Below are 21,613 nucleotides of genomic sequence, written 5' to 3'. Positions count from 1 at the left end.
GGCTGAGCGGCGTGGGGCGGCGTCGCCGCCCGCCGTCGTGTCCGCGGAGGTGTCCGGTGAAGCTGGGACTGCACTACTGGAACTACTCATCGCCCGCCGACCCGGCGCGGATCGCACCCACGCTGGCCGAGACGGCGCGCGCCGCCGAAGAGGCGGGCTTCGCCTCGTTCACCGTCATGGACCACTACTTCCAGATGGAGACGCCGACCTCGGCGGCCGACGAGCCGATGCTGGAGGGCTACACGGCCCTCGGCTACGTGGCGGCGCTGACCGAGCGGATGACGCTCGGTCTGCTCGTCACGGGCGTGATGTACCGGCATCCCGGCCTGCTGGCGAAGATCGTCACCACCCTCGACGTGCTCTCCGGCGGCCGTGCCCGTCTCGGCATCGGCGCCTCGTGGTACGAGCGGGAGCAGCGCGGGCTCGGCGTGCCCGTGGTGCCGGTGGCCGAACGCTTCGAGCGGCTCGAGGAGACGCTGCAGATCTGCCGGCAGATGTGGAGCCAGGACAACGGGCCTTACCGGGGCAGGCACTTCCAGCTCGAGGAGACCCTCTGCGTGCCGGCGCCGCTGTCCCGTCCGCACCCGCCCGTCATGATCGGCGGAGGCGGGGAGAAGAAGACGCTGCTCCTCGTGGCACGTTACGCGGACGCGTGCAACCTCTTCGGTTCGAGCCCCGAGGACGTGGCGCGCAAGCTCGACGTGCTGCGCGCGCACTGCGTCGACGAGGGTCGCGACTACGGCGCCATCACCAAGACGATGCTCGCGCTGCTGCCGCCGCTGGACGACCCGAAGGCGTTCCTCGCCCAGGCGGAGCAGTACGCCCGACTCGGCATCACGGAGCTGCAGGTGATGCCGGACCGCGACCCGGTCGAGTTCGCGCGCCGGGTGGGGCAGGACGTGCTGCCGCAGCTCGCGTCGATCGGCTGACGCGGCACCGCGGCTCGACGCGCCCCGCCCGGCGACCTCAGGTGGTGGAGCCGGCGGCCGCGCCGGTGGCCAGGTCGGCGCCCCAGCGGGCGATGTCGGCCTCCAGGTCCAGGGCCCGCATCCTCGCGGTGTCGTCGGCCGCCGGCCAGTCCTCGCGAGGTACCCGCCACATCACCTCGAACTCGTTGCCGTCCGGGTCCTTGGCGTAGAAGGACTTGGAGCGGTGGTGGTCGGTGGCGCCGACCAGCGCCCCTCGCTCACTGAGCGCCCGGCCGATCTCGGCGAGCTCGCCCAGCGTGCCGACCTCCCAGGCCAGGTGGTAGAGGCCGACCCGGCCCTGCTCGGGGCCCGGGGCGCCGGATCCGATCGCGAACAGGCCGAGGTCGTGGTCGTTGAGCGTCTCCTGTGCGCTGAGGAAGGCGGCCCGACCGGGGATCTCGACGTCGACCTTGAAGCCGAGGACCTCGGTGTAGAACGCGACCGAGGCGGAGACGTCGCGGATGTAGAGAACCGCGTGGTTGAGGCGGCGTACCGGCATGGGTGCTCTCCTGGCATAGGTCGACCCTGGACTGAACTGTCTCGACGATAGCCACTGATTCGAATTTGAACAAATGAGACCTTGCCTTGCCTATCGAGAATCGATAGATTGCCATCGCATCTCGATAGAAGGATGGAACGGGTCATGGGAAAGCTGACCGTGCGCGCGCTGCGCACCGTGCTCCTGGTGGTCTTCACCGGCACCGTGTTCGTGCAGGCGCTGATGGTGTGGGCGCTGATCAGCGGGAGCGACCCGGAGGACGGGTCGCTCCCGCTCACCGCGCTGCGTGTGGTGACGATCCTGGGCGTCGGAGCGGCCCAGGTCGCCCTGGTCTGCGTCTGGCGACTGGTGACGATGGTCCGACGCGGGACCGTGTTCTCCCATGCCGCCTTCCGGTACGTGGACGGCATCATCGGCGCGATCACCGCGGCCGCGCTCGTCTGGTTCGCGGTCACCGGACTGAACGCGCCGGGCCAGCGGGACGACCCGGGCGTCACCCTCATCATGGGCGGGATCGGCGTGGCCATTCTGGGAGTCGCGCTCATCGTGCTGGTGCTGCGGATGCTGCTCGCCCAGGCCGTCGCCCGCGACGTCGAGGCGACCAGGATGCGGGCCGAGTTGGACGAGGTCATCTGATGCCGATCGTCGTCGACATCGACGTGATGCTGGCCAGGCGCAAGATGTCCGTGGGAGAGCTCGCGGACCGCGTGGGCATCACGCCCGCCAACCTTGCGGTGCTCAAGAACGGCCGCGCCAAGGCGGTGCGCTTCGCGACGCTCGCCGCGCTCTGCGAGGTGCTCGAGTGTCAGCCGGGCGACCTGCTGCGCTGGGAGCCCGCGGACGAGGCGCGGTCCGCGCAGTCCGTCGAGACAGCCGAGCCCGCCGAGGTCGCGGCGGGCGACTGAACCGTGCGCCCGAGGAACCCGACCCCGCCCCGTCCGCCCGGCCGGCGGGCGCCCGCTCCGGCCGAGGCGGGCCGTCAGGCCTTGCCGACGGCGAGGGTGTCGTCGAGCCAGTCGTAGATGCGGGCGAGGGCGAGACGCATGGCGCCCGGGTGGCAGTGGGCTCCCGCCCCCTCCTCGGCGGTGAAGAGCATGAGCGTCTTCGGGCAGGTGAGACGGTCGTGGAGCTGCTCGGGCTGGCCCTTGAAGAACTCGTCCTCGGCCGCGTCGCAGACCAGCGTGGGGCACCGGATCAGCTCCGCGACGCCGTGGTCGAGGGTGTAGTCGAGGTAGGCGGCGCTGAAGGCGCGGGGGGTGTCGACACCCAGGACGTACATGCCGTGGTTGATGGCCCAGCGCGCGGTGGCGTCCTGGGCGATGAGCCGGTCGAACGCGGCGTCGAGTTCGGGGGCGTCCGCGGCGCGCAGGAGCCTTTCGGCCTCCTCCCTGGCCCCGGGGATGTTGCGGACGGATATCTGGCCGAGGTCGAAGACGCCGTCGACGGCGATCACCGCGGCCAGGCGGTGTTCGAAGGCGGCGGCCCTGGGGGCGAGGACGCCGCCCATGCTGGAGCCGAACAGGGCGATGCGGCTGTTGTCGACCTCCGGGAGGCTCTCGGCGAAGTCGACGACGGGGGTGATGACGTGCTCCCAGTCCGGGCGGAAGACCAGACCCTGGTGGTGGCGCGGGCCCGGCTGCCCGGGGCCGTCGAAGGTCAGCACGGTGTAGCCGCGTTCCACGGCGGCGAGTGCGCCGCTGAAGTGGAGTTCCTCGGCGGTGCCGTCGAAGCCCGAGTGCATGATCAGGGTCGGGCGGGGCGTGCCGGTGGTGTCGGCGCGGTAGAGGTAGCCCGGCAGGGTCGTGCCCTCGTAGGGGATGGCCACCGGTTCGATGACGGGCGTGAACAGTGCCGCCGCCGCCCGGAAGCAGGCGACGCTGCGGTCGTAGGCGTGGTCGTGGCGCGGGTCGCAGGGGTGCCCGTGGAGGAAGAACTCCGCGGAGCGGTAGTAGTTCGAGGCCCGCAGGAACCCGTCCCTGGCGCTGATCCGGTGGCCCGCCTCCAGGGCCTTCTCGGCCTCGCCGGACACGCGGTCGGCGGTGGCGAGCCACTCCGTGTGCCAGCTGTCGTAGTCGCCCTCCGTGATGCGCGCACAGGTGGTGACGACCTCGCCGAAGTCGGCGCCCCCGTAGGCGATGTGGCTCATCGAGCGCAGGGTCTCGTACCAGAACTGGGTGTTGTTCGGGAACAGCAACTGCTTCATCGGATCTCCCCTTCCGGCTAAGCACAGATCTGTGCTTGTGTGGACGACTGTAGCCCCCGGGCCGCCACTAAGTAAATATCTGTGCTTGTCGGCTACGATGGGGAGGTGACCCCGAAACCATCGGCCGAACGCCTCCGCAAGAGCCCCGAGCAGGTCCGCGCGGCCGTCCACCAGGCCGTCGTCGAGCTGCTGGCCGATCCCGACGGCGCCGAGCCCACCATCCCCGCGATCGCCCAGCGCGCCGGGGTGAACCACACGAGCATCTACCGGCGTTGGGGCAGCCGCGAGGCACTCCTCGCCGACGTGGTCACCACCCGCCTGGAACGGGACTCGCCGTTGAACGACACCGGATCCCTGCGCGGGGACCTCACCGCCTGGGTGCGGGCCGGGGTGGACAGCATCCGCACCTCCGAGGGCCGCATGCTCATCCGGGCCGTCGCCCTCTCGATGCCCGCCGGGGCCGACGCGCAGGCCGAACGCACCGAGCACTTCCAGCGCCGGGTCCGCTCCATCGAGAGCATCCGCGAACGGGCCGCCGCCAGGGGCGAGAGCCCCCCACCCCTGGAGGAGATCTTCGACCAGCTCCTCGCGCCGCTCTACGTCCGGGCGATCTTCGGCATCGACCCGCCCGCCACCGGCTACCCCGAGCACCTCGTCGACAGACTCCTCGGCCCCGCGCCACGGTGACACCGTCCCGAAGCGAGAACGGCGCCGCTGCGCGAGGCCGTCACGGCAGGGCCTGCTCGGACCAGATCACCTTGCCCTCGGGGGTGTACCGGGTGCCCCAGCGCTCGGAGAGCTGGGCGACCAGGAAGAGTCCCCGCCCGCCCTCGTCGGTGGTGGCCGCGTACCGGAGGTGCGGGGACGTGCTGCTGCCGTCGGAGACCTCGCAGACCAGGGTCCGGTCGTACAGCAGCCGGACCCGGATCGGCCCGGCCGCGTAGCGGATCGCGTTCGTCGCCAGCTCGCTGACGACCAGTTCGGTGGTGAAGGCGAGTTCGTCCAGTCCCCAGGCGGTCAACCGTTCGGCGACGCCCGCCCGGATCCCGGCGACGACCGCAGGGTCGGCCGCGACCTCCCAGGCCGCCACCCGGTCCACCGGCAGCACCCGGGTGCGGGCCACCAGCAGCGCGACGTCGTCCGTGGGGTTGATCGGGAGCAGCGCGTCGAGCACCGCCTGGCAGGTCTGCTCCGGGGTGCGGTGGGGCCGGGCCAGTGCACTGCGCAGCAGGTCCAGACCGACGTCGATGTCCCGTGCGCGGTCCTCCACCAGGCCGTCGGTGTAGAGCACCAGGCGGCTGTCCTCGGGCAGTTCCAGCTCCACCGTCTCGAAGGGCAGGCCCACCAGCCCGAGCGGCGGCCCGGCGGGCAGGTCGACGAACTCGACCGAACCGTCGGGGTGCACCAGAGCGGGCGGCAGGTGGCCGGCGCGCGCCATGCTGCAGCGCCGGGAGACGGGGTCGTAGATCGCGTACAGGCAGGTCGCCCCGGTGATGGCGGTCTCGCCGTCGGTGGCCGCGCGGTCCTGGTCGATCTGGTTGACCAGGACGTCGAGATGGCCGAGCAACTCGTCCGGCGGCAGGTCCAGGGTCGAGAAGTTGTGCACGGCGGTGCGCAGGCGGCCCATGGTCGCCGCGGCGTGCAGGCCGTGGCCGACCACGTCGCCGACGACCAGCGCGATCCGGGCGCCGGGCAGAGGGATGACGTCGAACCAGTCACCGCCGACGCCCGCGTGGGCCGGGAGATAGCGGTAGGCGACGTCCAGGGCGCTCTGCGCGGGCAGGCCTCCGGGGAGCAGGCTCTGCTGGAGGGTGACGGCCATCTGGTGCTCGCGGGCGAAGCGGCGGGCGTTGTCGATGCACACGGCCGTGCGGGCCCCGAGCTCCTCGGCGACCGACAGGTCGTCGGCGTCGAAGGGCTCGGGCTTCTCCGAGCGGTAGAAGTGGGCCACCCCGAGCAACGTGCCGCGGGCCAGCAGCGGCACGGTGACCAGGGAGTGGATGCCCTGCCCGACGATCAGCTCGGCCCGCTCGCTGTCGGTCAGCCTCCAGGCGGACGCGGGGTCGGTCAGCGCGGGCTCCAGGACGGAGTGCCCGTGGAGGGCCTGGGAGTGCGGCGTTCCCGGCGGCAACGGGATGGACGTCCCGACCGGGAAGAACGGGATGTCCGGCCGGACGCCGTACAGCGCGGCGCGGCGCAGGTTCGTCGCCGCGCCGGGGGCGGGTTCGTCCCCGCGCAGCAGCGGCTCCGCCAGGTCGACGGTGACGAAGTCCGCGAACCTCGGGACCGCCGCCTCGGTCAGCTCCTCGGCCGTCCGGGTCACGTCCAACGTGGTGCCGATGGCGGCGCTGGCCTCGTAGAGCAGCTTGAGGCGCTTGCGGGCCTGGTCGGCCTTGCCGGACAGGGCGCGCAGCTCGGTGGAGTCCCGCAGCGTGGCGACCACGCCGGACGGGCCGCCACCGGGGTCGGTGGTCCGGATGTTCACCACCAGCAGCCTCTCGCCGGCGCTGACCACCTCGTCGGTGGCGGCGTGCCCGGAGTCCAGCAGCTCGGTCAGCCGGTGGTCCAGGCCCAGGTCGGAGACGAGCCGGCCTTCGTACTCGGCGAGGGGCAGGTCGAGCAGGCGGCAGGCCTCGTCGTTGGCGAGCAGCATGCGGCGGTCGTCACCGACGATGAGCACGCCCTCACGCACCGCGTGCAGCACCGCGTCGTGGTGCTCGTACATGCGGGTCATCTCGGCCGGGCCGAGGCCGTGGGTCTGGCGCCTCAGTCTCCGTACGACCAGCCAGGACCCGGCGGTGGCGAGCCCCAGGGCCAAGGCGCCGGCCCCGAGGACGACCGGCAGCCGGTGCTGGGCGATGTTGCTGATCTTCCTGAGCGTGATGCCTGCGGAGACCACGCCGATCACCCGGTGGCGGCTGTCGAAGACCGGGACGATCGCCTGCACCAGCGGGCCGATGGTGCCCCGGATGGTCTCGGTGACCGTCTGCCCGGCCAGCGCGGGGCCGATGTCGCCCACGAACTTCTTTCCGATCCGGTTGGGGATCGGGTGGGTGTAGCGGATCCCGTGGTCGTCGGTGACCACGACGAAGTCCACGCCGGTGGCCAGCCGGGTGGCCTCGGCGCGCGGCTGGAGCAGCGCGGTGGGGTGGGCCGACTCCATCGCGGCGACCGTTCCGGGAGCGTTGGCGAACGTCTGGGCCACCGCCAGGGACCGGTCCTGGGCCTCCACCGTGGTGTCGTTCTGAGCCTGGACGAAGACCTCGATACCCGCGGCCAGCACCAGCACCAGAATGATCACGACCTGGAGCACGAAGACCTGTCCGGCGACGCTGCCCAGACCGAACATCCCCCGGCGACGCGCAGGCGGAAGCGGCCGGTCCGGGTGCCGGTCACTCTGCTGATCCCGCTCCGGGCGCGGGACTGACCGGTCCCCACCGGTGGAACCGGGGCCCGCGGTGGCCCGGGAACGGCCCCAGAACCGGGCCATACGCCTATGTAACACCGCCCCTCTCGCGGCGGCCACCGGTCCGGCCGGTCCCGGCGCCCGGTGAGGGGCGCCGGGACCGGCCGCTCGGCTCAGACGGCGGCCGTGAAGGTGTACCCGCCTGCACGGCCGCTCGGCTCAGACGGCGGCCGTGAAGGTGTACCCGCCTGCGGGCAGGTAGTAGGCGCCCGGAGCCGCAGGAACGGCCTGGGCGGGTGCGCTCACCGAACCGGGTTGCGAGGTGGGCACGACCACGGTCGCGGTGACGTTGGCGGGTACCGTGACCGCGAGGGTCACCTGCCCGTTCGCGACGGACCAACCGCATTCGGCCGTCCCGCACGGCGTCCGATAGGAGGCCGAGGCCGAAGTCACCCCGCCGCCCGTCCGGGGTGCGAGGAGCAGGGCCTGGTAGCCGGGGGCGGCCGGACCCAGGCCGGCGACGGTGCGGTAGAGGAAGTCGCCGACCGACCCGAGCCCGTAGTGGTTGAAGGAGTTCATACCAGGGTCCTGGAAGGACCCGTCGGTGCGGATGCCGTCCCACCGCTCCCAGACGGTGGTGGCGCCACGACTGATCATGTAGCCCCAGCCGGGGTAGTCGGTCTGCAGCAGGATCCGGTAGGCGACGTCCGCGTGCCCGTTGTCCGCCAGGACCGGCAGCAGGTTCTCCACACCGAGGAAGCCGACCGTCAGATGCCCGTTGCCGGCGGCGACCCTGGCGGCGAGCTTGTCCGCGGCCCGCTGGACCAGCGCGGCGGGCACCAGCCCGAAGGCGAGCGCGAGCACGTACCCGGTCTGGGTGTTGCTGCCGACCGAGCCGTCCGCCCCGACGTACTGGCCCGCGAACGCCGACGTCACCTGGTCCGCGAGTTGCCCGTAGGAGGCGGCCTGCGCGGTGCGGCCGGTGGCGGCGGCCATCCGTGACACGAGACGTGCGGCCCAGGCGAAGTACGCGGTGCAGATCAGGTCGTGGGGCGTGTCGTCGTTGACGTTGAGCCAGTCGCCGAAGGTCGTCTGGTTGCGGAGCAGGTTGCCGCCCGCGGTGCTGTGCAGGTAGTCGACCCAGGCGGCCATGGCGGGGAAGTGCCGGTCGACGACGCGCACATCGCCGAACCGCTGCCACAGGGTGTACGGGACGATCACGCCCGCGTCTCCCCAACCGGCCGTGCCGGAACCGGAGATGACCGCCGGCGCCACGTCGGTGAAGGCCCCGTTCGACTGCTGGCCGTCGACCAGATCCTCGACGAACTTCGCCAGGAACCGGTGGACGTCCAGGTTGAACGTGGAGGTGGCGGTGAACGCGGCGATGTCGCCCGTCCACCCCAGCCGCTCGTCCCGCTGTGGACAGTCTGTGGGGATGGCCAGCATGTTGCTGCGCTGACCCGCGACGATGTTGTGCTGGATCTGGCCGAGCAGCGGGCTCGACGTGGTGAACGTCCCCAGCTGGGCGGCGTCGGTCCAGGCCGCCCGTCCGGTGACGGTGGCCGTCGTCGGGGTGAACCCGGCGGGGAGGCCGGTGAGTTCGACGTAGCGGTAGCCGTGGACGGTGAACCTCGGCTCGTAGGTCTCGGCGGAGCCGGTGCCCGCCAGGACGAACCGGTCGGTCGCCTGGGCGGTCCGCAGGTTGGCGGTGTAGAGCGTGCCGTCGGGGTTGAGGACCTCGCCGTGCCGCATGGTGACCGTCGTCCCGGCGGGCCCGGCCAGGGTGAGCCGGTTCCGGCCCGCGAAGTTCTGGCCCAGGTCGAGGATCCACACACCCGGCTGCGGCTGGGTGACGGCCACCGGCGGGTACTCCGCCTGGACGGTGACGCCATCGTCGACCTGGGAGACCAGCGTGGGGCGCGGGACCTGGGCCACCGTGACCGCGGCCCAGGAGCCGTCGTCGAAGCCGGCGCCGTCCCAGCCGGGGACGTCCAGCCGTGCGTCGTAGGTCTCGCCCTGGTACAGGTCGTCCGCACGGACTGGCCCGGTGGCGGTCTTCCAGCTCCCGTCGGTGGCGACGGTCTGCGTCGAGCCGTCGGTGAAGGTGAGCTGTAACTGGGCGGAGTACCACGGCTGGGTGCCGTACTTCTGGCTGCCAGCGAAGCCGATGCTGCCGCTGTACCAGCCGTTGCCCAGCAGCGCCGCCAGCACGTTGGCTCCCTGCTGGATCTGCGCGGTGACGTCGAAGACCCGGTACTGCAGGCGCTTGTCGTAGTCCGTCCAGCCGGGGGCCAGGACCTCGGCCCCGACCTTCGCGCCGTTCAGGCGGGTCTCGTGCAGGCCGAGCGCGGTCGTCAGGAGTCGTGCGGAGGCCACCGGCCCGGCCACGGTGAAGCGCTTGCGCAGCAGCGGGGCCGGCGTCACCACGTGCACCTGGACGCCCCAGGGCCCGGACCCGGCGGTGGCGACGTTCATCGCGGCGGGCCAGGCGCTGTCGTCGAACGCGGCGGTGTTCCAGCCGGCCGGCCCGGACTGGGCGGCCTTCCACGAGGTGTCGCTGTCGACGACCTGCCCGCCGGGCAGCAGCAGCTTCGCGAGCAGCCCGGCGGGGGAGACGCTGGTGTTGGCGCAGGCCACCGCAATCACGTTGGTGCCGGCCTTCAGGTACCCGGCGAGGTCGACCAGCGCCGCGGCCTTCCAGGAGTCGGCCGCCCTCGGCGAGGAGCTGACCAGCGCGCCGTTGACCCAGACGTCGGCGGTGTCGTCGCCGGTGACCGCCAGTACCGCGCTCGCCGGGGCGGTGGCGAGGGTGAGCGTGCGGCGGAAATAGCGCGTGGCGGCCGGCGCGGAGGAGGCGGGGTTGCCCTCCGGGAACCAGATCCAGCTCGCCCCCGCGAAGTTCGGCGGAGCGGCCTGGCCCACGAAGGCGCCGTGCCACTCGGTGGCCGGGTCGAGCAGACCGGTCTCGAACCACTGCACGTCGCTCCAGGCGCCGGCCCGGCCCTGGGTGTCCCACACCCGGACCCGCCAGTAGGAGCGGACCAGGCTGCGCAGCGCGGGGCCGCCGTACGCGATGTCGATCTGCTGGGCGGAGGCCACCCGGCCGCTGTCCCAGACGTCCCCGGTTCCTGTGCCGGTCGAGGAGACCTGGATTTGGTAGGCCGCCTGGTGCTGCTGGGACGCCGTTGAGGAGAGCGCCCAGCCGAACCGCGGCTGGGCCGCGTCCACACCGAGGGGATTCGTCCGGTGTTCGGCCGTCAGGCCCGTCGGAGCGAGGGGCGAGACGGCCGTCAGGTCGGGCGCGGCCACGCCGGAGCCCCAGGGGGAGACGCCGTAGGAGCCGAGATCCGCGGCGGCCGACCAGCCGGAGTCGTCGAAGGACGGCTGCTCCCATCCGGTGGGGGCGGACTGCGCGCTGAGCCATCCGGCGTCGGTGACCAGATCGGTCGTGCCCGCGGACGTGGTGACGCGCAGGTGTCCCAGGAGCCCGGCGGGGCCGCCGTTGTTCTTGCAGGCGACGGCGATCGTGTTCGTCCCGGCGGTGAGCGCCGGCCGCAGGTCGACGTAGAGGGCGTTGCGCCAGAAGTCCGCGACGCGCGGGGAACCAGCCAGGTGCTGTCCGTTCAGCCACACGTCGACGGTGTCGTCACCGGTGACCACCAGCTGTGCGTCGCCGACGGCGCCCGCCGGGACGGTGAAGTCCCTGCGGAAGTACCGGTACGCCACCGGAGCCGTGACGCGCGGGTTCCCCTCGGGGTACCAGACCCAGTGGGCACCCGCCAGGTCGACGGGTGCGGCGGTCGCCGTCGCGTGCGGGGCGGCCCCTGCGGCGAGGGGGCGGGAGGCCCAGCCCGCGGCGAGCACCCCCGCGGCGACGCCCGAGCCGGTGCCCAGGAAGCGCCGCCTGCTGAACGTCGGGTGCTCCGCGTCGGGCCGGGCGCTGTCGCCGGGGTGTGTCGATTCACTGCTCAACGCTGTGCTCCTTCTCTCGGGCCGTTGCCGTGCGGTTGCGGAGGGAGGATGGGGCGAACGGAGTGATGAAACGATTCAATTTCGAGCGTGCGACGGCACTGTAGAGGCGTGCCCGGGGCATGTCAATCACTTGCGCGTGGACGTGCGCGGACACTTGCGCGTGGGTCCGTCCACGGGAGTCCGTGATCGCTGGGAGGGTCGGTGGGGCCTCGGGTCGGGCCATGCCACCGGAGCGCGTGCAGGTCGTCCGCCATGCGCGAGGGACCGCCCCGCGCCGAAGGCGGGGCGGCCACGGGACCGTGAGGACCCGTCTTCCTCCGAGTGGAGGGAAAGCGGCGCAGACACCGCGGTCTCTACCCTGCCCCCGGCCGACCGGACCGGCAACCGGGGAGCGTCGCGCCGTTGCCTTTCCCCGTGTCCGTCGCCCCCCGCACGGCCCGTGGTGTATCCCTGGGGTTGAACAGGGATGCGCCCGGGAGTCGACTCCTGGGCAGGGGAAGGAGCGCGATGCGCGCCGCATACCGGGAAGAGCTCGACGCGATCACCGTGGGGCTGCAGCAGATGGCGTATCTCGCCGAGTCGGCGATCGGCCGCGCCACGACGGCCCTGCTGGACGCCGATCTGCAACTCGCCGAACGCGTCATCGCCTCCGACGACAGGCTCGACGAGCTGCAGCGCGAACTGGAGGACCGGGCGATCGCCGTGCTGGCGCGCCAGCAGCCGGTCGCCACCGAGCTCCGGACCCTGGTCACCGCGCTGCGCATCAGCGCCGACCTGGAGCGCGCCGGCGACCTGGCCCTGAACGTCGCCAAACTGGCGCGACGCCGGTACCCCGACCACGCCGTCCCGGCGGAGCTGCACGCCACCGTGCTGGAGATGGGCCACGTCGCCCAGCGCCTGATGGCCAAGGCCGCCGACGTCATCGCCACCCGCGAGGTCAAGGCCGCCCTGGAGCTGGAGGGCGACGACGACGCCATGGACGACCTCCACCGCGCCCTGTTCCGACGCCTGATGGACGACAGGTGGCACCACAGTGTGGAGGCCGCCGTCGACGTCACCCTGGCCGGCCGCTTCTACGAACGCTTCGCCGACCACGCCGTGGCCGTCGCCGAACGCGTCGTCTACCTGGTCACCGGCGAGTACTCCGATGAGCTCCCGCTGGACTAGCGGGTCAGGGAAGGGAGCGCGGCGACGCGGCCTGGCGGGACGGTCGGACGGCGCGTCGGACTCGTTGTCGTGGGCACTCACCTCGACCTCGAAGCCGTGCTCGTCCGTGCCACCGTTGGCCCGCCGGTGCCGCAGGAGTTGCCCGTGCCCGGCCCACGAGCTGGGGGTCCGTCAACTGCACGGCCAAAGGCCCGTAGACTCGCGAGTGCTCTGGGGCCGCGCGGTGCGGTGCCCTGTCAGTTCTTGAGGACGTTTGCCAGTGACCTTCCCGGCGCTCTCCGACACTCCGATATACGACCAGCTGGTCCAGGAGCGGGGCGACGTACCCGCCGATGTCAGGCGATCCGCGCAGCAGGCTCTGGAGCGAGCGGCCGGTGCGGTCGACTTCCAGCTCACTTGGCGGCGTGGCTTTCCCGACCGCTGAGGTCGCGTCGGTCCGCTCACCCGCTGTGACGTCAGGTCGCGGGCTGGTGCGGGACCCTGGCCCGCCTCAGCCCGCCGCGCCCCGGTGACGACCGCCGCTCCCCGTCCACCCAGGAGGCCTCAGCCGACGGTGAAGCGGTACACCGACGCGTCGGAGTTCCGGTACACCAGCGTGAATCCGGGGGTGACGGACGCGGCCGCCGCCAGCCGGGCGACGATGTCGCCGGGCAGTTCCCCGGTCAGTCGGCATTCCCACGCCTGGGCGCGGCTGAGGATCAGGTAGGCGGGCGTGCCGGGCTTCACGAAGCCCACGCTGTCGCGCAGCCCGGCGATGGGGTCGGCGACCAGCAACCGCTGTGTGGCACCCGAGGTGGAGGTCAGGCGTACCTCCGGGTGCTCCTCGTAACGTTCGTCGATACCGGGTACGGACCCTGTGACGCCCACGATGACCGCCCCCGGCGGCGCGGCGTGGATCATCGACTGCGTGGCGGCGACCTCGTCGAGGGTGTAGTAGTTCATCGCCTCCTTGCTGTAGTAGCCGAAGAACAGTCCGCCCAGCATGCCGAGCAGCAGCGCGGGCAGCGCGACCGTGTGAACCCGCAGCCGTGGCCGCTGCTGCCGCGAGGTGGCCTGCGCCCCGGTTCCGGCCGCGGCCCGGGAGCGCGGCCGGAGCAGCACGCTGATCAGGAACGCCGCGTAGGGGAGCGAGAACAGGTAGGCGCGGAACAGCATCTCGCCGCCGTAGGCGTTCGCGGCGAGCAGCGGCAGCGGTGAGAAGAAGAGCCAGACGAACGGGGTGCGCCGCGTCCAGGGCCGCAGCACCAGGCAGGCGACGCCCAGCACGAACACCGCGCCGGACAGGCCCCGGTCCGCCCAGCCGACCAGAACCTGGGCCGGCGCCGCGGTGCCGAGGCTCCGGAAGCCGGAGGCCACATTGCCGTCCGGGGTGGCCAGCGATGTCACGAAGGAGCCGAGGTTCGCCGACAGGTAGGGCCTGGCCACTGTCGCGCCCCAGGCGGAGGTCAGCACAACGGCGCCGATCAGCGGTGGCAGCACGACGCGCCGATTGCGGCGCGGCACTGCGAGCAGCGCCAGGCTGCTGATCACCATCAGCGGGGTGAGCTGGTGCGAGCAGACGATCGCGGCGTCGAGCAGCAGCACGACGGCCAGCGTCCATCCCCAGGGTCTGCCGCGCGCGCCGCGGTCAGGCGGGTATCCGGGCAGCAGGTGGTCCGGTGTCCTGGGCGCGGGGGGCAGTCGCCGCAGTACCAGCGCCATCATCCAGAGGTAGAGGACGAACGCGAACGCCTGCGGCGCGAAGTAGTCCTGGCCGACCCACGAGGTGCAGTAGTAGACCCACACCGCCAGCCAGACCACCCGCCGGTCGGTGGTGACGGAACGGTACAGCCACAGCAGGGGCACCAGCGCCAGCGCGTTGACGAAGGGTGGTGCCCAGGCCGCGTAGGCAAGGGGGGAGGAGAGGCCGAGGACCTTGAGCACTCCGACGTTGAGCAGGAAGAAACCGGGCCACTGGTTGTAGATGTCCAGGGCGCCGGCGTGCGGCACCAGTCCGTTGTGCCGCAGCATCGCGTCGACGACGGCGAGGTGTTTCCAGGCCCAGGCGTAGCGCAGGGTGGGGTAGAGCAGCGTCGGCGTGGCGTGGATGACGGCGATGAGTGTGAGGACGTGGGCGGCCAGCCACCCCTGTCCGAGACGGGGCTGGCGGAGCGTGAGCAGGAATCCGAGCGTCAGCAGGACGACGGCGGTCCAGTACAGCGGCGGCAGGACCTGGAGCAGCCCGAGATCGCCCATCCTGGACAGGTCGGCCTGATGCAGCGACAACAGCCACAGCACCAGGGCCGTCGGCAGCGGTGCGCAGGCGGCGTAGCGCCGCAGCCCGGTGCCCGTCGCGCTCGCCCTCCCAGCTCCTGCCACTCGGCCGCCATCGGGCGTGTCGCGGGGCCCGGCGGGGCGCCCTGCGGGCCGGGGCAGGCGGGGCGGACGGGCCGAGAACGTCTTCTCCCCCGGATTCTCGTGGTTCAAGGCTGCCTCCCGTGCGAACACCCCACGGCGCGCACCGGTTCACGCCGACGGCGCCGGGGTGGGCAGCCACCATTCGCGCCGCCACAGCAGCACCGCCGCGACGAGACTCTGAGCGATCAGCCACGCTGCCCCCGCGCCTGCTATGCCGAGGACGGGGAGCAGCAGGACCGTGAGGCCGAGCACCAGCAGCGCCAGCGCCGCGAGAACGCCCACCACGACCCGCATCCGGCGCCGCGCCCGCGAGAGGGCGACCACGGTCGAGTTGAGGAGGTTGGGCAGTGCGGAGAGCGTGACCAGCCACAGGACGATCAGCCCGTGACTGGCGTAGGCCGCTCCGAACAGGCGCAGTGCCAACGGCGAGACGGCCAGCACCGCCGCGACCGCGACGAGAAGGACGCGGCCGGCGTGGCGCAGAACCCGCCGGTAGTCCTCCAGTCGCGTGACGTTCCGCGCGGACTCCACGATGAGCGAGTAGCCCATGTTGGCGCTGAAGGCGTAGAGGGCGAAGGGCACCAGCCAAGCGAGGGAAAAGTACGCGTTGTCCGCGGCGCCGAGCCGGTTCAGCACGATCACGGGTGGCAGGTTGACGGCAGCCAGCCAGCACATCGCGCCGAGGTAGTCGGCCGAGACGTAGCCCAAGGTGAGCCCGGAGACGTCCGCGGCCGGCTCGGGTGCGGCGCGCTGGTGCCGGGGCAGGGCCCGCACGAAGATGAAGACGTTGGTGAGCAGGAGCGAGAGCGCCAGTCCGACCATCCAGGAGAACAGAATGCCGCTGGCGGTGCCGACCGCGGCGAACAGCGCCAGCAACCCGATCTTCTCGACCGAGAACACCCCGTTCTCCAGGGCCACCCAGTCGGCGCGGCGCAGGCCGGTGAGGACGCCGTCCTGGAGGTTGAAGATGGCGTAGGCGCCGGTCGCCAGGACGAACCAGGTGCCCAGGCCCCAGGTGTGCAGGAACTCCAGCCCCGGTGACAGCTGTGGGACCACCAGGACGAACACAGCGCAGAGCAGCAAGGTCACCGTGCCGGCCGCAAGGTAGGCCCGGCCCACCAGTCGTGTCGAGTGCGGCCCCGCCGACGGCACGAACCGGACCATGGCGTTGGCCAGGTTCAGTTGGCCCACGCCGCCGAGGAACATCATCGCGGAGACGGCCGCCGAGTTCCGGCCGAGCTCGTCGGGGGTGTACCAGTGAGCGCCGAGTGCCCAGTACAGCGCACCGAAGAGGGACGTCAGCAGAGAGCTGAGAGTGAGCAGGTGGCCGTTGCGCAGCAGCGGGTCGTAGCGGCCGGCCGCGCCGAGCAACGCCTTCCCCCGCGACCGCAGCGATCGTCCGCCGACGGCCGAGGTGTTGGTTCCGGTGCTCACCACCGGCAGGCTCCCGTTCTCTGTCCGGGTACGGAATCCGACTGCCCATTTTATGCCTCTGCGCGCCTGCCGCCCGTCGAGGACATGGGTTCGTGGCCGTTGTGGACCGCGGTCGAAGCAGCCGTCGAGCTCGGTGCCGGGCGGGGTGCCCAGGGTCCTGGCGGCAGCCGCCGTGGTCGCGCGCGGCCCTGATGGCATCCGCTGGGGTGGCGGACCGAGGAAGGCCCGGGGCCACCGTTGATTCCCCCAGCACATCGGCACCCGCGAAGCGCGGATCAGGCCATGGACATAGCATGGCATAAAATGGGCAACAGGGACTTATCAGTCGCGCGCTTCCTCGCGCACCACGCACACCGGCCGACCGACAGGAAAGAGACCTGTGCCCGGCAAGCAACGAGGCGGCAGCCGGTCCCGCCAGGTCGAGGTGATCAGCCCCGCACCCCGACAGGTGTGGTCGGACCTGCTCGACCGTGACGAACTCGCCCTCGCCACACAGACCCCGGCCTGGCTCGACTCACTCTGCGACGCCTGGCCTCTGAAGGACGCGAGCCGCCTCTACCGGTTCCCCGGCGGACGGCGGCTGCTGATGCCGATGGTGCGGCGCCGCGGCGGGCTCGGACAGCTGCTGGCGGTGGAGTCCTGGCCCGGATGGGGTGTGGGTGGCGTGGTGGCCCCGGACGACCCCCTGGACACCCAGCAGGCGCGCCTCGTCCTGACCGACCTCAGGGCGCTGCCCGCTCTGCGTGTCGCGGTCCGGTTCAATCCGCGCGCCCCCTCCGTGGGCGAGAACGCCCTGCCGCCCGGCTTCGTCGCCAGGGAGCGCACCACCTACCTCCTGGACCTGTCTGGGGGCTTTGACGCGGTGTGGTCGCACAGCTTCCTCTCGACGGTGCGCCAGGGCGTCCGCCGGGCAGAGCGGATGGCCGTCGAGGTGACCGTGGACCGAACCGGTCGTCTCGTGCCGCAGTTCCAGGAGCTGTACCGCGAGTCCGTCGCCCGCTGGGCCGAGCAGCAGCACGAGCCGCTCGCGCTGGCCCGCCGGCGCCAGCTGCACAGGGAGCCGCCCCGCCTGGTCCAGGCGGTCGCCGAACGGTTCGGAGCGTCCTGCGCGGTCTGGCTGGCCAGCTGCGCGGGACAGCCGGCCGCCGCGATCGTCGTGCTGCGCCACGGAACCCATGCCAAGTACTGGCGTGGAGCCATGGACCGGCGCCTGGCCGGACCGGTCCATGCCAACGAGCTGCTGCACCGCCTCGCCGTGGAGGACGCCTGTGCGGCCGGGTGCCTCGTGTACGACATGGGGGACGCCGAGCCCGGCTCCTCCCTCGCCCGCTTCAAGGAGAACTTCGGTGCACGAGCGGTTCCTTCCCCCGCCTACTACCGCGAGCGTCTGCCGCTCACGGCCGCCGACCGCCACCTGAGGGCGGCAGTCAAGCGCGTCATTGGCTTCAAGGACGCGTGACGACAGGGGTGGCGGAGCAGGCGCGGCGACCGGGGACGGGCGATCGCTGATGGCGTCAGCGGGCCCCGGCCGGGTTGTCGCCCGGATCGAGGTAGGTGCCGAAGCCCTCGGTGACCAGCTCGCCGTCGAGCACGAGCACCTCGTTGACCAGGCCGCCCTTCTGGTTGCGGTAGTTGATGACCAGGCAGTCGACCCCGACGTAGACGGCGACCACCTCGAAGCGGAGATCGGGGATGCGCCGCAGGCCCTCCGTCCAGTAGGCGCGGAGCGCCGCCTTGCCGTGGATGACGCCGTCGCCGCCGAGGAGCTGCGCGGCGACGGGGGAGCGGAAGGTCACCGATTCGGCGAAGTGGGCGAGCAGGCCGTCCAGGTCGTGCGTGTTCCAGGCGGCGAGCCAGGAGGCTACGAACTTCTGTGCGTTCTCGTGATCCATACGGGGATTGTCCCGGGGTTCGTACGTCTCCGGGTACGCGTTCGTCGATCCGGAACAGCGCTCGCCCCGGTGCCCGCGAGGGCTAGGAGGCGGGTTCGATGTTCTGGTTGGCGTGGAAGACGTTGTCCGGGTCGTACCTCCGCTTCACCTCCGCCAGGCGGGCGTAGTGCCCCCGGTAGGTCGCCCGGACGCGGTCCGCCGGCTCCTCCTGTCCGATGAAGTTGACGTAGGAACCACCCATGGAGTGCGGGTGCAACTCCTGCCAGTAGTCGACACACCACTTCTTGATCGCCGCGGCGTTCGCCTGGTCGGGGTCGACGCCGCCGATGATGCCGGACCAGACCGCGTCCCGGTAGCTCCAGGCCGTCGCATCCGGCGCCACCCGGTGCGCGGCTCCGTCCACGGGATACAGGTGCATGGTGGACAGCATGGTCGGCATGGCGGCTCCGAAGCGTGCGTGCACCTCGGCGGCCTCGTCGCTGATCCGGTCGAAGAAGTCACCGCGCCAGTACCACTGGAGTCCGCGCGGGATCAGCTCGTCGAACATGCCCTGGAGCATCGGATAGGGCATGGGGGCCACGAAGCGGAAGGACGGGTCGGCGGGCATGCCCGAGGCGTCGAGCAGGCTGTCGAGGGCCTCGGCTCCCTCGGTGTGGCACCAGACGACGCCGGCTGCCTTGGTCAGGTGGATCTCCCCGGGGAAGGGCGGTCCCGGAGGCACGGTCAGCACGGCGAAGAAGCCGCTGGCCTCCTCGGGGGCCTGCGGCAGAGCGTTCCGGTACCACTGCAGGACCTCGCGCGTGCGTTCCACCGGCCACAGGGTCAGCCCCACACCCACCGTGTCGACGGGATGCAGGCGGAAGGTGAAGGACGTGACGACCCCGAAGTTGCCGCCCCCACCGCGCAGGGCCCAGAACAGGTCGGAGTCGTGCTCCTCGTCGGCGGTGACGAAGCTTCCGTCGGCCAGGACGACGTCGGCGGAGAGCAGGCTGTCGACGGTCAGGCCGTACCTGCGGGTGAGGTGGCCGTGGCCACCGCCCAGCGCGAGGCCGCCGATGCCGGTGGTGGACATGACGCCGGTCGGCACGCCGAGACCGAAGGCGTGGGTCGCGTGGTCGACCTCGCGCAGGGTGCAGCCTCCGGCGACCTGCGCGGTACGAGCGGCGGGATCGACCCGGACACCGCGCAGCGGCGACAGGTCGATGGTCACGCCGTCGTCGAGCAGGCCCAGACCCGCAGCGCTGTGCCCACCGCCCAGCACGGCCAGGTCGAGACCGTTGCTCCGCACGAAGTCGACCGCGGCCATCACGTCCGCCGCGTCCGCGCAGCGAACCAGGGCGGCCGGCCGCTTGTCGACCATCGCGTTGTAGACGCTGCGGGCCTGATCGTAGCCGGGATCGTCCGGGGTGAGGACCGGGCCGCGGAGCGCGGCGCCCATCGCTTCCAGGGTGGGACCGTCCATGGTGGCCTCCAGGCACAGAATGCGGGCCGCACCGCAGCCGTGCGCCAGGTGCGCTCCATGCGTGGGTGCAGCCCCTCGGAGCCGGCACCCCACACCACCGCCCGGGCATCGGCCCGGTGTCGTGCGGGCACGCGCCACAGGCGATCTTCACCGACAGGTCGGGTCTACCTCCTACCAGCCTCGACCCGCCTGTAGCGCCTCGCAAACGGGACGCCGAGGGCCGAAGCCCGCGAGCGACCGGTTGCCTCCGCAGCCCCCTCCCCCTCCCGCGCCGGCCGGAGCGGGAGGGGGAGCACACTGGGGGCATGGTGCTTCTCAGCGGCTCGGATTCGGTGCGCGAGTGGCTGGGCAGCGCACTGTTCGCGCGGGTGGCCGGCCCGGAGGGGCCGGAAACCAGGGAGCGGATCCACGGAACGCCCGGCCCCCGGTGGTTCGCCCCGGACAGGCCGATCCGCACGGTCCACGGCGACGCGTCGATGTTCGTGGGCGGGCTGACGGCGCTGCTCCTGCAGTCGCTGCATCCGCTGGTCATGGGCGCGGTGGCGACCCACTCGGGCTACCGCAGCGACCCGTGGGGCAGGCTCCAGCGCACCAGCGCCTTCCTGGCCACGACCACCTTCGGCACCGCCGAGGACGCCCAACGGGCTGTGGACGCCGTGCGCGCGGTGCACGAGCGGATCGCCGGCACCGCGGAGGACGGCACCCCTTACCGGGCCTCGGACCCGCACCTGCTCGGGTGGGTGCACGCCGCCGAGGTGGACTGCTTCCTGCGCGCCCACCAGCGCTACGGCGCGTCTCCGCTCACCCCGGCGGCGTGCGATGCCTACGTGACCGACACCGCGGTGGTGGCCAGGGCCCTGGGCGTGGTCGATCCGCCGCAGAGCACCGAGGATCTGGCCGCGGTCCTGACCTTCTACCGAGGCGAACTCCGATCAACGGCCGCCTGCGAGGAAGCCATGCGTTTCCTCCTGCTCCGCCCTCCCGTGCCGCTGCTCCTCCTCCCCGGCTACGCGTCGCTCGCCTCCGCCGCCGTCCATCTGCTGCCCCGGTGGGCCCGCCCGATGCTGCACCTGCCCCCACTCCCGCTGGAGGCCGTCACCGCGCCCCTCGCCGGGCGCGCAGTAGTGGGCGCGGTGCGCTGGGCGCTGCCGACGCCGCCCGACCCGCACGCTCCCTGAGGTCAGAGCCGCAGGGTCTTGCGCCCTGGGTCGGCCACAGGGCCACGGTCCCTGCGCCGACGGCGGACGTCCCGCTGGGCCCATACCGGCCGGCTCTTTCGGGATCCGATCGGAATCCGCAGGCGCGTGCGCCGCAGTGGGCCCGGCCGGACGGTGTCAGACGGCGTGCAGGCCGTGTGCGGCGAAGATCGCGCGAGCCGAGGCAGTCTGGTCGCCGGTGGGTGTGGGGGTGTCCGCGAGGGTGAAGTCGAGGCCGAGGGCACGCCACTTCTGCTTGCCGAGCTTGTGGAAGGGCAGTACATCGACCCGGGTGATGTTGCCGAGGGACGCGGCGAACGCGGCGACGCCGTCGATGTTCTCGGCGGCGTCGGTCAGCCCGGGGACGAGAACGAACCGCACCCAGACCTCCTTGCCGAGGTCGGCCAGGCGCCGGGCGAAGTCCAGCGTAGGAGCCAGCTCCTGGTGGGTCAGGCGCCGGTACAGCGCACGGTCCCAGGACTTGATGTCGAGCAGGACGAGGTCGGTGTCGGCGAGCAGCGCGTCGGTGGCGCGGTTGCCGAGGAAGCCGGAGGTGTCCAGGGCGGTGTGCAGACCGAGTTCGTGCTTGAAGCGGTGCAGGAGCTCGCCGGTGAGGAGCGGCTGGAGCAGCGGTTCGCCGCCGCTGATGGTGGCTCCGCCTCCGGCAGCGTGGATGAAGTCGGTGTACTTGGCGGCCTCACGGACGATCTCGTCGGCCGAGGCGCGCCGGCCGTCGCGCATGTGCCAGGTGTCGGGGTTGTGGCAGTACAGGCAGCGCAGCGGGCAGCCGGAGAGGAACGCGACGAAGCGGGTACCGGGGCCGTCGACGCCGGTGGACAGGTCCCACGAGTGGAGCATGCCGGTGACGGGGCGCCGGGTTGCGGCAGCCGCCGGGGTCGCGGCCGTCGCGCTGGTCGCCGTCGCGGCGCAGCCTGCCGGATGGTCCGGGGGAATGGGTCCGGGCATGGACGGTCTCCGGGAGAGGGCGGTGCCGGCACCCGAGGTCGGGGAGGGCGC

At 72.1% G+C, this 21,613-nt stretch carries 16 protein-coding genes; 7 read left to right on the top strand and 9 right to left on the bottom strand.

The features are described from left to right. Positions 1-56 precede the first annotated feature (56 nt). Positions 57-929, top strand: a complete 873-nt coding sequence (locus BS83_RS13105) for an LLM class F420-dependent oxidoreductase (protein ID WP_037603913.1) — start codon at positions 57-59, stop codon at positions 927-929. A 37-nt stretch (positions 930-966) separates the two neighbouring features. Here BS83_RS13105 and BS83_RS13100 read toward each other — a convergent pair whose 3' ends face one another. Continuing rightward, positions 967-1,467 (bottom strand): VOC family protein, encoded by a 501-nt coding sequence (locus BS83_RS13100; RefSeq protein ID WP_037603911.1) that lies wholly within the window; start codon positions 1,465-1,467, stop codon positions 967-969. Between the two features lie 144 nt (positions 1,468-1,611). Here BS83_RS13100 and BS83_RS13095 point away from each other — a divergent pair, with 144 nt between their 5' ends. Next, positions 1,612-2,103: a DUF2975 domain-containing protein gene (locus BS83_RS13095; protein WP_037603909.1), complete on the top strand. Its 492-nt coding sequence runs from the start codon at positions 1,612-1,614 to the stop codon at positions 2,101-2,103. Continuing rightward, positions 2,103-2,372, top strand: a complete 270-nt coding sequence (locus BS83_RS13090) for a helix-turn-helix domain-containing protein (protein ID WP_037603907.1) — start codon at positions 2,103-2,105, stop codon at positions 2,370-2,372. Before BS83_RS13095 ends, BS83_RS13090 begins: the two co-directional genes overlap by 1 nt. A gap of 74 nt (positions 2,373-2,446) precedes the next feature. Here BS83_RS13090 and BS83_RS13085 read toward each other — a convergent pair whose 3' ends face one another. After that, entirely contained in the window at positions 2,447-3,670 is a 1,224-nt protein-coding gene (locus tag BS83_RS13085; RefSeq protein WP_037603905.1) for an alpha/beta hydrolase family protein, read from the bottom strand. A 105-nt stretch (positions 3,671-3,775) separates the two neighbouring features. On the opposite strand from BS83_RS13085, the gene BS83_RS13080 reads away from it, so the two are divergent. Beyond that, entirely contained in the window at positions 3,776-4,357 is a 582-nt protein-coding gene (locus tag BS83_RS13080; RefSeq protein WP_051943001.1) for a TetR/AcrR family transcriptional regulator, read from the top strand. 40 nt (positions 4,358-4,397) lie between these two features. Here BS83_RS13080 and BS83_RS13075 read toward each other — a convergent pair whose 3' ends face one another. Further along, on the bottom strand, positions 4,398-7,160 hold the full coding sequence (locus BS83_RS13075; RefSeq protein WP_084713437.1) for a SpoIIE family protein phosphatase: 2,763 nt from the start codon (positions 7,158-7,160) through the stop codon (positions 4,398-4,400). Between the two features lie 135 nt (positions 7,161-7,295). Continuing rightward, positions 7,296-11,048, bottom strand: coding sequence for a family 78 glycoside hydrolase catalytic domain (locus tag BS83_RS13070; protein WP_084713435.1), 3,753 nt, complete (start codon positions 11,046-11,048; stop codon positions 7,296-7,298). Between the two features lie 507 nt (positions 11,049-11,555). Between BS83_RS13070 and phoU the strand changes: the two genes are divergently transcribed. Next, positions 11,556-12,215, top strand: coding sequence for a phosphate signaling complex protein PhoU (gene phoU, locus BS83_RS13065; protein ID WP_037603902.1), 660 nt, complete (start codon positions 11,556-11,558; stop codon positions 12,213-12,215). Between the two features lie 543 nt (positions 12,216-12,758). Here the strand turns inward: phoU and BS83_RS13060 are convergent. Both BS83_RS13060 and BS83_RS13055 read right to left on the bottom strand, forming a co-directional pair. After that, positions 12,759-14,573: a hypothetical protein gene (locus BS83_RS13060; protein ID WP_051943000.1), complete on the bottom strand. Its 1,815-nt coding sequence runs from the start codon at positions 14,571-14,573 to the stop codon at positions 12,759-12,761. 147 nt (positions 14,574-14,720) lie between these two features. Then, positions 14,721-16,046, bottom strand: a complete 1,326-nt coding sequence (locus tag BS83_RS13055) for a lipopolysaccharide biosynthesis protein (RefSeq protein WP_157597164.1) — start codon at positions 16,044-16,046, stop codon at positions 14,721-14,723. Between the two features lie 379 nt (positions 16,047-16,425). On the opposite strand from BS83_RS13055, the gene BS83_RS13050 reads away from it, so the two are divergent. Beyond that, the gene (locus BS83_RS13050) at positions 16,426-17,505 is read left to right on the top strand and encodes a GNAT family N-acetyltransferase (protein WP_037603899.1); all 1,080 of its coding nucleotides are present in this window, start codon (positions 16,426-16,428) and stop codon (positions 17,503-17,505) included. 55 nt (positions 17,506-17,560) lie between these two features. Here the strand turns inward: BS83_RS13050 and BS83_RS13045 are convergent, their stop codons facing one another. Next, positions 17,561-17,938: a nuclear transport factor 2 family protein gene (locus tag BS83_RS13045; RefSeq protein ID WP_037603897.1), complete on the bottom strand. Its 378-nt coding sequence runs from the start codon at positions 17,936-17,938 to the stop codon at positions 17,561-17,563. An 82-nt stretch (positions 17,939-18,020) separates the two neighbouring features. After that, positions 18,021-19,400, bottom strand: coding sequence for an FAD-binding oxidoreductase (locus BS83_RS13040; RefSeq protein WP_037603895.1), 1,380 nt, complete (start codon positions 19,398-19,400; stop codon positions 18,021-18,023). 305 nt (positions 19,401-19,705) lie between these two features. Here BS83_RS13040 and BS83_RS13035 point away from each other — a divergent pair, with 305 nt between their 5' ends. Next, positions 19,706-20,578, top strand: a complete 873-nt coding sequence (locus BS83_RS13035) for an oxygenase MpaB family protein (protein WP_037603893.1) — start codon at positions 19,706-19,708, stop codon at positions 20,576-20,578. Between the two features lie 156 nt (positions 20,579-20,734). On the opposite strand, the gene pflA is transcribed toward BS83_RS13035, so the two are convergent. Then, positions 20,735-21,562, bottom strand: coding sequence for a pyruvate formate-lyase-activating protein (gene pflA / locus BS83_RS13030; protein WP_051945341.1), 828 nt, complete (start codon positions 21,560-21,562; stop codon positions 20,735-20,737). Positions 21,563-21,613: the final 51 nt, after the last annotated feature.

This window comes from Streptacidiphilus rugosus AM-16, from assembly GCF_000744655.1.
Classification (GTDB): domain Bacteria; phylum Actinomycetota; class Actinomycetes; order Streptomycetales; family Streptomycetaceae; genus Streptacidiphilus; species Streptacidiphilus rugosus.
This window is presented reverse-complemented; position numbering and strand designations above follow the sequence as displayed.